At 69.1% G+C, this 12554-nt stretch carries 17 protein-coding genes; all 17 read right to left on the bottom strand.

Translation table 11 applies throughout. The features are described 5' to 3' along the window. Nucleotides 1-50: 50 nt before the first annotated feature. Nucleotides 51-344 carry a WXG100 family type VII secretion target gene (locus ON27_RS04900; RefSeq protein ID WP_043719962.1) on the bottom strand — a complete coding sequence of 98 codons (294 nt, stop codon included), beginning with the start codon at nt 342-344 and terminating at the stop codon, nt 51-53. 60 nt (nt 345-404) lie between these two features. Continuing rightward, nucleotides 405-710, bottom strand: a complete 306-nt coding sequence (locus tag ON27_RS04895) for a WXG100 family type VII secretion target (protein ID WP_043719957.1) — start codon at nt 708-710, stop codon at nt 405-407. 90 nt (nt 711-800) lie between these two features. Then, complete coding sequence (locus ON27_RS04890; RefSeq protein WP_043719954.1) at nt 801-1592, bottom strand: ESX secretion-associated protein EspG; 792 nt, start codon at nt 1590-1592, stop codon at nt 801-803. Then, nucleotides 1589-2578: a PPE domain-containing protein gene (locus ON27_RS04885; RefSeq protein ID WP_043719950.1), complete on the bottom strand. Its 990-nt coding sequence runs from the start codon at nt 2576-2578 to the stop codon at nt 1589-1591. The genes ON27_RS04890 and ON27_RS04885 overlap by 4 nt, the downstream gene beginning before the upstream one ends. Before the next feature lie 43 nt (nt 2579-2621). Then, a complete protein-coding gene (locus ON27_RS04880; protein WP_043719946.1) occupies nt 2622-2963 on the bottom strand; it encodes a PE family protein in 342 nt (113 codons plus the stop codon). A 32-nt stretch (nt 2964-2995) separates the two neighbouring features. Beyond that, entirely contained in the window at nt 2996-4381 is a 1386-nt protein-coding gene (locus ON27_RS04875) for a hypothetical protein (protein WP_051046235.1), read from the bottom strand. Beyond that, a complete protein-coding gene (locus ON27_RS04870) occupies nt 4378-4695 on the bottom strand; it encodes a type VII secretion target (protein WP_043720074.1) in 318 nt (105 codons plus the stop codon). Before ON27_RS04870 ends, ON27_RS04875 begins: the two co-directional genes overlap by 4 nt. Nucleotides 4696-4794: 99 nt before the next feature. Continuing rightward, nucleotides 4795-5082 carry a YbaB/EbfC family nucleoid-associated protein gene (locus ON27_RS04865; RefSeq protein ID WP_245559781.1) on the bottom strand — a complete coding sequence of 96 codons (288 nt, stop codon included), beginning with the start codon at nt 5080-5082 and terminating at the stop codon, nt 4795-4797. A gap of 38 nt (nt 5083-5120) precedes the next feature. Further along, entirely contained in the window at nt 5121-5477 is a 357-nt protein-coding gene (locus ON27_RS04860; protein ID WP_043719941.1) for a hypothetical protein, read from the bottom strand. A 56-nt stretch (nt 5478-5533) separates the two neighbouring features. Next, nucleotides 5534-6313, bottom strand: a complete 780-nt coding sequence (locus ON27_RS04855; RefSeq protein WP_043719939.1) for an ESX secretion-associated protein EspG — start codon at nt 6311-6313, stop codon at nt 5534-5536. Next, nucleotides 6310-8130 carry a hypothetical protein gene (locus ON27_RS04850; RefSeq protein ID WP_043719936.1) on the bottom strand — a complete coding sequence of 607 codons (1821 nt, stop codon included), beginning with the start codon at nt 8128-8130 and terminating at the stop codon, nt 6310-6312. The genes ON27_RS04855 and ON27_RS04850 overlap by 4 nt, the downstream gene beginning before the upstream one ends. A 574-nt stretch (nt 8131-8704) precedes the next feature. Next, nucleotides 8705-10336: a hypothetical protein gene (locus tag ON27_RS04845; protein ID WP_306306940.1), complete on the bottom strand. Its 1632-nt coding sequence runs from the start codon at nt 10334-10336 to the stop codon at nt 8705-8707. 109 nt (nt 10337-10445) lie between these two features. Continuing rightward, complete coding sequence (locus ON27_RS04840) at nt 10446-10886, bottom strand: TY-Chap domain-containing protein (RefSeq protein WP_043719934.1); 441 nt, start codon at nt 10884-10886, stop codon at nt 10446-10448. After that, a complete protein-coding gene (locus tag ON27_RS04835) occupies nt 10883-11374 on the bottom strand; it encodes a DUF6301 family protein (protein ID WP_043719931.1) in 492 nt (163 codons plus the stop codon). Before ON27_RS04835 ends, ON27_RS04840 begins: the two co-directional genes overlap by 4 nt. Before the next feature lie 40 nt (nt 11375-11414). Further along, a complete protein-coding gene (locus ON27_RS04830) occupies nt 11415-11699 on the bottom strand; it encodes a hypothetical protein (RefSeq protein WP_043720067.1) in 285 nt (94 codons plus the stop codon). 47 nt (nt 11700-11746) lie between these two features. Further along, nucleotides 11747-12241 carry a hypothetical protein gene (locus ON27_RS04825; protein ID WP_157227088.1) on the bottom strand — a complete coding sequence of 165 codons (495 nt, stop codon included), beginning with the start codon at nt 12239-12241 and terminating at the stop codon, nt 11747-11749. Continuing rightward, the coding region (locus ON27_RS45345) for a hypothetical protein (RefSeq protein ID WP_043719926.1) at nt 12192-12554 on the bottom strand (363 nt) is incomplete at its 5' end. The genes ON27_RS45345 and ON27_RS04825, both read right to left, overlap by 50 nt.

Raw genomic sequence — 12554 nt, 5'->3', positions numbered from 1 at the left:
CGGCTGGAACCCTTACCGTTCCAGCCGGCCCTCGTCCGTCGCGCGGGCGATCAGAAAGCGGCGAAGCCGTCGCCGACCTTGCCGTCGGCCTCGATGGCGCGCCCCAGCGCGTTCTCCACCTTGGCGGCGAGGTTGTCCAGCTTCTGAAGGGTGTCCTCCAGCTCGGTGGTCAGGTTCCGGTGCGCGGTGTCGAAGTTCGTGACCGCCTGCTCACCCTGCAGGTTCTCGCGGAACGCGGCGGCCGCGCCGTTGAGTTCGTCGATCTGCGCCTTCATGTTGGAGCCGTACTGGTTGAGGTCACCGACCATCTCGGTGATGGCGGGCGAGTTGTACTTGATCGTCATGGTTGTTCCCTTCTGGTCGTTCGGTCGGCGATCCGGCTGGGCGGCAACAGCGCCCAGGGGTCACAGACCACCCTGGTCGGAGCCGACAATGGTGTTCTTGCCCGAGGTCACGGCCTGCGAGAGCCGGTCGAGCTTGCCGTTGAGCGCGGTGACCTCGTCGTGCCACTCGGTGGCCGCGGTGTTGAATTCGCGGTGGGCGTCCCCCTGCCAGCCGCGCGCGACGGCCTGCACCGACTCGTCGATCTGGTTGATCGAGGTGCGGAGGGTCGAGATCGAGTCCTCCATACGGCTGACGACGCTGTCGATGCCGCCTTCTTCGACACCGTAGGTCTGCCCCGAACCGTCGCCGAGAGTTGTGTAAGACATTTCGTTGATCCTTCCGTCAGAACTTGTGATGGTGAGATCCGGACGATCTCACCGAGCAATGAGGCAACCGAGTTACTTGCGACCCGAGAGCTACGGTGGCAGCCACCTCCCCCCGGGCAGCCCTTCCAGCAACGTGGCGACCGCCTGCGTCACCCGGTGGTCGGTGCCCGTCGTGACCGTCGACCAGATCTGCTGATCCGGCGCGACCGTGGGAGCGACGACGACGCGTCCGCGGCCGGTGTCGTACACCACCACCGCGCCGGGCGCCCGGCTGGTCAGCCCGTCCTGGTGGGAGTAGGCCACGATCTCGGCGTAGGCCCGGCAGGTGCCGAACGCGAGACCGAGCACGGCGGCGTCGCGTTCGCCGACGCCGACGGCGTACATCGCGTCGGCGTAGCCGCTCGATGTGTCGGCCGCGTCCAGCCGATCGGCCAATTCGTCTGCCGGAGCGTTGAATCCGGTGATCTCGGCGGGTTCGCACGGGCCGAGCGCGGCCAGCAGCGGACGAGCCAGCGACGCGTCCGAGCCGTCGGCCCAGATCGGATGGACCTCGAAACTGTCACCTGAGCGCACGGCGAGCGCGTGCTGCTCGCCGCGACGCGCCAGACAGAAGCGGCGCGTACCGTCTTCGGTGTAGACGCGGGCGACCAGCTCACGATCCGGCTGCGCCAGCACGACCAGCGCACCGGCCAGTTCCGGCTCGACTTCGCCCTCGGCGTCGAGCACCCCCTGGCCGGTCAGATCGGCTGCCGCGCGCTGCTGGGCGGCACGGTATTCCTCGATCGAATCCTGTCGCGGTGCGACCGACAGCGCCAACGGCAGCGTCTGCACCCCCAGCCGTTCGGCGACGACGAGCAAGGCGTCGTTGGTCAGCGACGTCACCCCGCGCCTCCCGTCTCCGGCGCGGCTTCCGCCTGCGCCACGGCACGAGCCGCGGGCTCGGCGCCGCCGAGCACCGCGGGCGCCGCCTGGATCTCGCCCTCGGCCCCGATCTGATCGCTCACCTCGCCCGGGAGGCCCGCGCGCGGGAATCGAGCCGCATCCTGCGCCGCCCCGGCCGGACCCATGGCGCCGGGAGCGAGCGGTGCGGGCTGACCGCCCGCGCTCACCGTCGGCACCGGCGTCGTGCGCGGCACGACTTCGGACGTCGCGGCGGACTGGGCGTACACCGGTGCGCGGTACGCGGCGGGCACCCGCGGCATCGCCGGGACCGGCACCACCCCGATCGGCACCGCACCGTACGGCGCCGCGGCCGATTTCGCGACCTCGGCCGGTGCCGCGGTCCGCTCGGCGGTCAGCGGCTGTTCCGGCGCCACCACGGGCGGCTCCTGATGCTGCCACGGCATCGCCAGGGGTTCGGTGGCCATCTCGTAGTTCCGCATGACCCGCGAAGCCACCGCCTTCGCCATGTCCTCCTCGGCATCGGTCTGTGCCGCGACCGCCCGGATCGGCGCACCGAGCATCCCGCTCATCGACTGCAGCGTCCGCTGAACCTGCTGGAGGGCTTCGAGATCCGCCGTGTTCGGCATCGCGAGGCGGGCGATCTCGTACGCGGTGACCTGGGCCTGGAAGCGGGCGGCGTTGGCCGCCGCCGCAGCGGCGGCGTCGACCAGCCAGTCCCGCAGTGCGGCGACGCGGTGGATCACCTCGTCGCTGCGTCCCGACTGCCAGGCGCCGCGCATGTCCGCGAGCACCTTCTCGTACTCGACCACAGCGGCGCCGAACGACGCGGCCAGGCGCGACCACGCGGCGACGGCCTCGGCCATCGGCACGGCGCCCGGCCCCGTGGTGAGGTCGCGCGCGAGCCGCTCGGGCGGTCGCGCGGTCCACACCACGCCGGTGAAACCTGGCTGCGGTGGTTCGATCATTGCTGGGGACGACCTTTCGGTTGCTCGACGACGTGCGGGCCGATCAGGCGGACCGGCCGCCCGTGGTGTCGAAATCCGCGGTGTTCGCGGACTCCATGCCGTCGAACTGGTCCGAGTGCAGCCGCAACGCGGCCGCCAGCTTGCGCATCTCGTGCACGCTGGCCTGCGCGCCGGCCAGATACGACGACGCCACGTCGTTCGCGGTCTGCGCGGCCCGGCCGGAGACCTCGTCGCCGCCCGCGGGAACGACGGTCAACGCTTCCTCCGCGGAGCGCAGATCCGCCGCCAACCGGTCGGCCAGCGCGTCCAGCCCGGACGACGCCTTACTCGCGGTGACCGCGTCGAATTGCACGCTGTCGTACACGTCACCCCTCGCGTCACTCATGAGACCCTCCTGTGTACTGCTCGGCACCCGCGTCAGAGCGTGAGTTCCTTATCCGGCGGTGGTTCCGATGTCGTGTCGGCCGCGCCGACCACCGGCAGCGAGACCCCTTCGATCCGGCCGACCACCTCGTCGCCGTGCTGGCCGGTGACCATCTGGCCGCGCAGCGCCTCCGTGGTCGATTCACCTTCGCGGGCCAGGCCGGCGCCCACGGCCCCGGCGCCCATCGGCACGAGTCCGCCACCGGTTCCGGCGACGCCGGTGCCCGTCGCGGTGGTGGACGCCACCGACGACATTCCCGTGCCGGTGCCGGCGGCCGGGGCGCCGATGCCGCCGAGCGACCCACCGGCGACACGGGTGCCAGGCCACGGGTTCAGCGGGGTGGCCGCCGCCGCGATCGCGCCCACACCACCGCCGACGCCGCCGACGCCACCGGAACCGCCCATGGCCGAGCTTTCCTTGCCTTCCTCGCCCGCACCCGGTTCACCCGTGCCCCCGTGAACACCCGGGCCCGCGATCGGTTTCGGTGCGAGCAGCGACGGATTCGCCGCCGCGAGCTGACCCAGCGATTGGGCCACTTGGCCCGCCGTACTGATCAGCGGCGTGATCATGCTCATCAGCTGGGTGAGCTGCTCGGCCGACTTCACACCCGTCGGCGCGTTGGTGATCGGCACCTTCTGCCCGGCCTGTGTCATCGTCGCGCTGTGCCCGACCATTTCGGCCTTCGTCTTGGCCGTGATCGCCAGCGCCTCCGTCATCGCCTCGATCGCGGAGGCGACCAGAAAACCCTGCCCGCCGGGCGAAGCCGCCAGCAGCGGCGCGAACGCCATTGTGGTGGAGAACTTCGCCACCACCGCCGACATCAGCCCCGCGCCCGTGAAGACACTGCCCGCCGCGTCGACGAGCACCGACTTCTCCTGCGTGCTCTGCGCCGCCAATTTGTCCGCGTCGGTCTGCGCCTCACCCGCCTTCTTCGCGGCCTCCATCGCCGCCATGCCCTGCCAGACCGTCATCAAGGTCTGTACCAGGGACGAGCCGACCTGCATCACGGTCTGCATGACGGTGGAGACGTTCTGCAGCAACTGCGTCGGGTCGACCGGGGGCGCGGGTGGCGGCGCGGCGACGTCACCGGCCGGTGCTGGCGCGGGTGGCGGCGCGCCGAGTTGCCCGGTGCCGAACGCGGAGGCCAGCTCGGTCAGCGGGCGCATGAGCGCGCCGAGATCGATCGCGGGCAGCGGTGGCAATTCGGGCAGCTGCACGAAGGCGGGCAGCTGCGGCAGGTGCGGTAAACCCATGCTGTGCAGGACGTCGTTCACCGGCATGTCCAGCATGGGCGCGAGAGCGCTGCCCCGCAGCAATTCCAGGACCGTCGGATCCAGCGGATCGGCGCCGGGCGGCGGAGTGGCTCCTGGCGTCGTCATGACTGCGTTCGGATAGCTCCGATGGCCGCGCCCGACGCGCTGTCGGTGCCCTCGTACGTGGCGGCGGCCTGATGCGCGGTCAACGCGGTACCCGCGTGCACGGCGGCGAGCTGCGCCACCGACGAAAGATGGTTGGCCTGCGCGAAGGCGTACGAGACGAGGAATTCCTGGCCGATCAGGCCGAACACCGGGACCACCGCGGCGACCGTCGCGGCTTGGTCGGCCGCGGCGATCGCCCCCACACCGGCGGCCATGGCCGCCGATTCGCTTCCGTACACACGCAGCGCATCCGGGACTACTTCAATGTGGCTCATGATCATCGTCCAATCCCGAAACATCCCCCGATGTTTCGTATTCAACCCTACCTAGCGGAGACCGCATTTCGCGGTCACGTCGTGGTTAACATCCGGTGTCTACCCGGTGGCCTCCTCGTTGAATGCGGTAATAAGCGCACCGCGCTCCGAGAAAGCCCGATGCGCGGCCGCTCGCGCGGTGTCGACGACCGTTTTCTCGAACTCCTCAGGCGAAAGGTTTGCTACCGCAGCGGAAAAGCTGAGACCCACCAGAGCGGCGTTTCCGTCCACCTCCGCCGTCACCGCGCCGTCGGGCGAAGTCTCGGTCGCCCGGATGCCATTCATGGCGTCATTGAGATCGGTCAGACGGTAGAGCTGATTCTGCACCCGAGCGATGAGCTCGTCCATTGTTTCGACCATGCCAACCTCGCGATTTCTCTTGCTGCTCAGACGGATCGCAGCCAGCTCTGCGGTTCGGTGTCGTACTCCTGCTCATCGATGATCTCCTGTCGCGCCACCTGCCGTTCGGTGGGCAATCCGGTCAAGGCCAGCATCTCCGAGCTGAATCCCCACTGCCGCAACTGCGCTCGCCGCGCCAAGCCGGCCCGGTTGGCCGACTGTTTGCACAACCGGAGAATCTCCGCCGCCAGCGCTTCCGGATCACGGCGCAACTGATCGGCGTCGACCTCGATACCCAATGGCAAACCCATTTCGGTGGTACGCACCGAGATCGATCCGGTCAGCGAAGTAGCCACGAATTCCGTCGGAAATACATCCGATTCACCCGGTTGCGATGCGGTCATCGGTCTTTCCTTCCGAAAATTACGTTCGACAACAGGATCTCACGCATGCCGCCCCCTCAGATTCGTTCGTCTTTGATCGATTGGACGACTTCCACTATCCGCGCATTGATCAATTCGGCCAGACGCCTGACATCCGCCGCGACCACGGTCGGCGGCTTGCCCGGCACGATCACGTAGCGTCCGTCGTCGATCAGGTCGCGCCAGGCCAGATGCGAGCGGGTGATTCCGCGGGGGCCGAATCGCGAATGCCCCTGTTCCACCACGATCGTGCCGACTGTGGCGGCCGGCGCCCGATCGAAGGACTCGCTGCGACTCGCCGCGCGGTCTTCGACGTCGTTCACCAGGGAGCGACCATAGGAATAGTCCAGGCCATCGCCCTTGCCGCCGTGCTCGATGAGATCGAAGGCAGACCGTTGACCGGCATCGACCGCGGGCAATGCGGCGGCCACGCTGTGCCCGAGCGTCAACACGTCGTGTTCGACCACCGTGAATCCCCCGGTCCGCTCCTCGGTACCCGGCTTCTGGGTCACCAGGAAGGCACGGTTGCCCTTGCGGCTGGCGAGCAATCTGATCGAGCCCTTCGCATTCCGCGCATCCCGGCCGTCGATCCCACGAATCACCAGCCGGATATCCGGAACCGCGAGCACGGCCATCAGCTCCTCCAGCTCATGGCCCCAGCGCGTCCGAATCCGCTGCCATGCCTCGTACTTCTCTCGGCACGCATCGTCGTAATACGTCGTGCCACTGCGGTAGACGAACGGGTCCGGCAGGCTCTCCTTCACCGCGTTCCACGCCGCGGCGAATTCGAGACCGGAAAACTCCCACGTGTCGCTCATTGCTCGACAACCGGTTTCGCCACCAGTGGCGCATCACCGAGCGCCTCTTCCAAGTGCTCGGTGGAGTCCAAGTAGTCGGCGCGCTTGTGTTCCTTCTGCTGTCCGCCTTGAGCGCCGCCGCCGGGACCGCCCATCGGCATTCCGCCCATCGGCGCTCCCATCATGCCCTGCCCCGCCGCGAGACCCGCGCGGACGTCGGTGGCGGCGGCCACAGCATTCGTCGTCGCGCGGGGGAACAACTTCGACGCCTTGTCCAGGTTCTGGCTCGCAGCCGACTTCGGTGCGCCCGGACCTCCGGCCGAACCACCGGGGCCGCCGGTGCCCTTCGCCAGCGCCGACTCGAGCTTCTTCGTCGCGTCCGAAAGATTCGGCATGCCGGGCAGTCCTGCCAGCGCAGCCTGCTGAGCGGCCTGTTGCGCGGCACTGGCCACTTGCTGGCCGATCTGCTGCGCCTGTTGCGCGAGTTGCTGCGCCACCTGCTGCGCCTGTTGGGCCTGTTGCTGAGCAGCCTGCTGCGCCGCCTGCTGTTGCTGCTGATGTTGCTGCTGGGCAGCTCGGCGCTCGGCGTCCGCTTGCGCTTGGCGCTGCGCGGCTTCCAGGGCCTTGCGCTGCTGCTCGGACTGCTGCTGTGCCTGCTGCATCGCCTGCAGCTGGGCCGAGTTCATACCGGGGCCAGGACCGGGTGCGCTGGCGGTACCAGGTCCCGGGCCACCTGGGCCGGGCACCTGGCCGGTCGTCGGCGGAATAGGGTCCGGCAGTTTCGCGATGAACTGGTCGGTTGTCTCGACACCCGGGACATAGACCTCTTCCATCGCACGGACGTAATTCCGGACCGCCGCGTCTTCTTTCCGCTGCTGATAGGCGGCGTCGGTCTCCCCCGAGTTTCGTTGCGGTGGATAGTCGTCGCCCTGCTGAAGCCGCACTCCGGTGGTGTACAGCCATTCCGACACATATTCGAGGCTGTCGCCGATCAGCTTCATGTTCGCATTCAGCTGGTCGGTGCCCGTGCTGTAGGCGGTCATCGCCTGACGCGCACGCTCGGCGCCGCCGTTGTTGTTCGGGCTGGTCCAACTCGATCGACTGCTCGTCATCTGGTTACTGAGGATGTCGAACGTTTCCTTGAGTTCCCCCGCCAGCCATCGCCAGTCCGACGCGGCCTGCGCGACCTTGATCGGCATGGACGGACTGCCGCCGGTGATCGACGCGATAATCGTCTGGTACTGCGCATAATCGAAATTGTCCGGGTCGTCCGCCCGCGCACCGCGAGGCTCGAATTCCACGTCACCCGGCTCGGCCAGGCTCGGCGGCAATCCGTGATTCTCCTCCGGGCGCCGGTTCCCGACCTCGTTCCAATCCGGATGCGCGTAGGTGTTTCCGCTGCCGTCCCCCGCGGTGGTCAAGCCAGCGGGATCCGGCCGAGCCGAGAGGTTTTCGGTAATTCCTCTGTGCTCGTCGACCCGGCGCTCCAGCGTGGTGAAATCGACTCTGCTGGCGTCCTCGGTGCCTTGGTAGTGCCTGGCCGCCGCGAACAAAGTATCGGTGAGGTCGTCGAGGATGGTGGTGTGGTCGTCGAGAATGCGACCGAGTTCTCTTCCCTTGTCCGAAAATCGACTGGCGAGCGCCTGCGCCGAAAGCAGCAAGTCGGCGAACGGGGGCAGCGAATCGATCTTCGACAACTCCCTCTTGACCGACGCGACGCGAACGCGAACCCCGTTCGCCGCGTTGATCAAGCCTTCGAGCGCTCCGGGCCGCAACTCCAAGGTGCCGTTCCCGGCCTCACGGGACAGGCCGGTCCATAGATTCGGTTCGTCAGACATGCCACGCTCCTTCCGGTTCCCCGGTCAGCAAGCGCCTTCTCCTTGTTGTCACCGCTGGGAAGCGCTGGACATGAGCACCGACGGCTCGGGGCGATACGATGCCGAAGTCCGATCCCGGAGGGACAGCCTCCGACCCGCACAACTGAATCCACCCCCGACGTGGGCGACGGCCATGCGCGCGCCACGGCATAGTGACCTGTTCGCCCCCGCGCACGGGTTCACGCTTCTGCGCCCGGCAACTCATACGCTGACGACCCTCCTCATCGCTGGCGCACCGCGACCGGCGATGCGCCACACGTCAATATGGCAGCCGGTTCTTAAGGCATGCCAAATATTGTCTTACGAGGCACCAACGATTCTATGGGAACTCGGGTTGCCTCCGCATGTACAGACCCGAATCCTGATGGCCCCTGCGACGCCGCCCACCCGTGCCGACCAGCCGGTTCACCCTTCGGCGTTGGCAGCGGACGGATTTCGATCGGACGGTCCCGGCCGAGCAAGTTCGTGAGTGAGGACACTCGCCTCCGCCCGGCCGAGTCGGCGCTCGAGCGACCTGGAGAACGATGCCTGCGGCTCAGCGCTTTTCGTCGTACGATCCGAGCGCACCCACCGGACCGTGGCGGTCCTGGAACCGCCGTTCGAACGCGGCGATGTAGGCCGACGGCGCCACCGAGGACGAAGAACGCTCCAGCACACCGTCGTCGGCGATGTAGAAGATCGCCCGACCGATCGCTATCTCGCCCGGTTCGACCGGGACGTACACCATCCAGCCGACGTTGATCCGGTCGGCGCGCAATTCCTCCGGTGCGTAGTTCGCCGTGTCCACGCCGCTGTCCCGGATGAAGTGCGCGACTCGCGCGATCGCTTCCTCCTGCGCCATCGGCTCCGGGGCGGTCATGGTCACCCCGGCCATGGTGAGCTGGAAGAAGGCACCGTCGACGTCGAATCGGTCGTCCGCGCCGAAGACGCTCGCGAGGGTCTCGCGCGTGACGACCCCCGCCTCGGCCGCGGACACCAGGGCGCCCACGGCGGCACGCCGCTGCGCGGTCGAGTCGTCGCCGAGCAGGCCGCTGACGATGTCCACGACGCTGTCGGAGGTCCACACGCCGGGCACCGCTTCGACGAACCGGTCCGGGCCGGGTGACTCACCGCGGTACCAGCGACCGTTCTCCCACCAGTAGCAGAACGACAGCAAACCGCTTGCGGCGCGGTGGTTCAACACCTGACCGGCCACCCACTCCGGCGCACCCGCGTACAGATCGGGCAACCGGGCTCCGCCGTTGTAGGCCGCCGCGAGTTCAGGGGCATTCCACACCCCGCCGGAGAGCACCGCCCGCCCGCCGGGCAGCGCGTACAGCGAGCAACCGCTGCGCCTGGCACCCTCGAACCAGCTCAGCGAGGGCAGCAAACGGGGACCCCATGGTGATCCGGCAGCGACGAACGCCGCGGCCAACACCGCCCACCGCGCGGCCAGCAGCGGGAACGAGGGCAGATCGTCGGTGGCGCGCACCGCACTCACGCCCGCCTCTCGATCTGCCCGCGCTTGCCTCGCCGCCACCGCCGGCGGCCGCGCCTGCCGATCACCGTGACCGACGTAGGCGCCCAACCACACAGGCAGCGAATCACGGGGAAACGCAGCCAGATCCGCGAGGTAGACCTCGGGCGGGAACAGCTGATCGTCCGGGAACGGCTCGTCACCGTAGTCGTAGTCGACCTCGATCCGGCCCGCGCTGGTCAGCGTCAGAAGCAGACGCCACCACGGTCCGTCGCCGAAACCGGCCGCCAACTGCCGATGCTCTCGGACCAACGCCACGATCCCGGGATCGGGATTCACCCGTACGACGCGCTCCTGATCGTCGGAGTACGCGGCCAGCGCCACCTCCGCCGCCACCGTCAACGCGAACACCGCGTCGACGCGCTGCCATCCAGGCGGGGCGGCGGCGCCGAGTTCGCGGGCGACCTGGTGCATGAGCGCCTTCGCTCGTTCGGCGACGTCCTGCACCGGCGCCGCTTCGGACAAGGTGAAGCCGACATCGGGCTCCTCCTCGCCGGACCCGGCGTCCTGCGCGGGCTCGCCGACCGGATCGGAGGCGGTCGCTTCCACGCGCGCCTCGTCGGCGGAGGCCGTCACGGCGGTCTCGGCATCGCCGTCGCCCGCGGCGTCCCGGGGCAGGTCACCGAACGCCTCGCCGCCTGGTCTGGTCACGTCGCGGAAATCCCCTCGTCTACCGCATCGGAACCGGTGCGCACACCACGATGCCTGTGCTCTGTTCGCCGTTCATCCTGGCACAGCGCAGGTTCGCGCGCGGCCGGCGTCACGGCTCCTGCCGCAGGCCGAGCAGCGGCAGCTCCAGCTGATCAGCCGAGCGCTCGTTCCACGCGGTGTAGGCCAGGGCGGTGGGTGCGGCGATGCCGAACCCGTCGCGCAACCCGGTGACGACCATGTCGGCCAGCCGCCGGTACCCGGCCGAGGAACTCGGCCAGGGCAGCTCGGCCCACCAGTTGCCGTGCGTCGCGTCGCGTTCCCGCCAGCCCGCGGCCGCGATCACCGCGCGGCCCGCGGTACCGGCCCGCAATGCGGGGTCGAGCCATCCGTCATCCACCAATTCGGCCGAGAGAACGTCGTCGAGCTGCAGGAATTGCGCGTATCGCCGCCGCGGTCCCGTCTCGGACTCGACCAGCTTGACGATGGAACCGGCACTCAGCGCGGCCAGTTCCGCCGCCAGTCCGGCGGCGATGTCTTCCCACCCGGTCAACTCTGCTCCTGCTCCCCCAGCTCGATGGCCTGATCATGCAGTGCGAGCCATTGGTTGGCCACCAGCGACAGCTGCACCGAGCGGCCCAGATCCTCCAGCACCAGAGTCGCTTCCGCCCCCGCCCAGCGCACTTCTGCGGTGGCGCCGGGAATCCGCGCGGTCGGCGCACCGAGAGCGCCGGTCAACGCGGCGACCATCGCGGCGAAGGCGTCCCGCGAGCGGGCCCGGCCCTCCGCGTCGTCCGGGGCGAAATCCGTTACCCGCACCTCGAGCTCCACGATCAAGTCCTCGCGCCCGTGGATCTTGCCGCTGCCCATCCCGAAACCGACATCCAGCAGCGCCCGGTCCGAATGAGCCGTCAGCACCTTCCAGCCGAATTCCTCGGCCAGCCGGGGAAGCGCGTCCATCGGCAGGGACCCGTCGAGCGAGCGCAGGCCGGTCGCCAAAGCGACGATTTCACTGTCGGTCAACGCGCGCCATTCCGTCATGCGCCCACCCTAGGCCGTGACATCGAGGACCGCCGGGCGCTCACCGCGCCGACCGGCGGCGGTCGAGTTCCGCGATCTTGCGGGCCAGCGCCTCCTTGCGCTCGCGGGCATTGGAGCCGTCGAGCTGCCCGGCGATGGCCGCACGCGCCGCGTCCACCAGCGCGTCCGGCACGTCGGGATACGCGCGGGCGATCGCCCACAGCGCGTCCTCGGTCTTCATGTCAAGGCCGGTCTCGGTGCGGATGCCGCCGCCGGTCAGCACGGAGCGGAGCATCTCGTCGAAATTCTCCTGCAGTTCGTCGTCGGTCGGATGGTCGATACGCATCATTCCTCCTCGCGTTGATGGTCACCTGTTCGCATCGTCGGCTGCGATCATCCGGCGAAGATCTCGGTGCGCCGCACGGGATCGGCGACCACGGCCCCGACCAGCGCACCGATGTCCATCTCCGCCGGAACCGAGCGATAGGTCAGCTCGCAGAAGACGGCGCCGCCGACGAGCACCGCGAACCGGGTGGTCCGCCGTCCGACAGTGCCCCATTCGACGCTGACGGGGCCGTCGAGGTCGACCGTGCGATCACCGACACGCAGCGTGAGCCCGCCGCCGTGTCGATAGAACACCACAGGCACTCCACCGAGTTCACCGTAGACGCCGCTGGGCGGACCCGCCTCCGACGGGTTGGCGCGCAGCGAACCGGTCATCGGGTCGAACTCGGCGGGCACACCGAACCCGGCGAACGGGCGGACGAAAAGCGTTCGTCCGTCGTCGCGGCTTCGCTGCCCGTTCCCGTGCGGGCCGCGATGGTCGGCCCGTCGGCCGTTACCCGCCGCCGGTGGGGGCATCGGCAGGCCGGGCGGAGGCACGGGCATGCCCGGCGGCATCGTCCCCTCGGGATAGCCCCGGCCGTCCGGACTGCCCGGCCATCCCGGTGGCGTCGGTTGGTACGGCGGCGCGGACGGCTCCGGCGTCGGGGGGTAGGAAGGCGAGGTCGACGAGTACGGCGGCAGTGGTCCCGGCGGCGTCGGCGAGTACGGCGTCGGCGGCTGGCCAAATGCCGCGGGTCCGGACGGAACCGGCGGGACGGTCTGCTGCGAGTGCTGCGGCGGGACCGGCGGCTCCGAAGGAGCCGGTGCCGTCGGTGCGGCCGGGGGCGTCGGAGGCACCGGCGGAACCGAGAACTCC

Origin of the sequence: Nocardia asiatica NBRC 100129 (assembly GCF_000308415.1) — a bacterium.
GTDB classification, from domain to species: Bacteria; Actinomycetota; Actinomycetes; order Mycobacteriales; family Mycobacteriaceae; genus Nocardia; species Nocardia asiatica.
Note: the sequence above shows the minus strand (reverse complement) of the source record. Positions and strands in the feature narration are given on the sequence as shown.

What these genes read in the sequence shown, in the direction of transcription:
- ON27_RS04900 (WP_043719962.1), bottom strand. Translation starts at nt 344, where the DNA reads ATGACGATCAAGTACAACTCGCCCGCCATCACCGAGATGGTCGGTGAC.
- ON27_RS04895 (WP_043719957.1), bottom strand. Translation starts at nt 710, where the DNA reads ATGTCTTACACAACTCTCGGCGACGGTTCGGGGCAGACCTACGGTGTC.
- ON27_RS04885 (WP_043719950.1), bottom strand. Translation starts at nt 2,578, where the DNA reads ATGATCGAACCACCGCAGCCAGGTTTCACCGGCGTGGTGTGGACCGCG.
- ON27_RS04880 (WP_043719946.1), bottom strand. Translation starts at nt 2,963, where the DNA reads ATGAGTGACGCGAGGGGTGACGTGTACGACAGCGTGCAATTCGACGCG.
- ON27_RS04875 (WP_051046235.1), bottom strand. Translation starts at nt 4,381, where the DNA reads ATGACGACGCCAGGAGCCACTCCGCCGCCCGGCGCCGATCCGCTGGAT.
- ON27_RS04870 (WP_043720074.1), bottom strand. Translation starts at nt 4,695, where the DNA reads ATGAGCCACATTGAAGTAGTCCCGGATGCGCTGCGTGTGTACGGAAGC.
- ON27_RS04865 (WP_245559781.1), bottom strand. Translation starts at nt 5,082, where the DNA reads ATGGACGAGCTCATCGCTCGGGTGCAGAATCAGCTCTACCGTCTGACC.
- ON27_RS04860 (WP_043719941.1), bottom strand. Translation starts at nt 5,477, where the DNA reads ATGACCGCATCGCAACCGGGTGAATCGGATGTATTTCCGACGGAATTC.
- ON27_RS04855 (WP_043719939.1), bottom strand. Translation starts at nt 6,313, where the DNA reads ATGAGCGACACGTGGGAGTTTTCCGGTCTCGAATTCGCCGCGGCGTGG.
- ON27_RS04850 (WP_043719936.1), bottom strand. Translation starts at nt 8,130, where the DNA reads ATGTCTGACGAACCGAATCTATGGACCGGCCTGTCCCGTGAGGCCGGG.
- ON27_RS04835 (WP_043719931.1), bottom strand. Translation starts at nt 11,374, where the DNA reads ATGACGGAATGGCGCGCGTTGACCGACAGTGAAATCGTCGCTTTGGCG.
- ON27_RS04830 (WP_043720067.1), bottom strand. Translation starts at nt 11,699, where the DNA reads ATGCGTATCGACCATCCGACCGACGACGAACTGCAGGAGAATTTCGAC.
- ON27_RS04825 (WP_157227088.1), bottom strand. Translation starts at nt 12,241, where the DNA reads ATGCCCGTGCCTCCGCCCGGCCTGCCGATGCCCCCACCGGCGGCGGGT.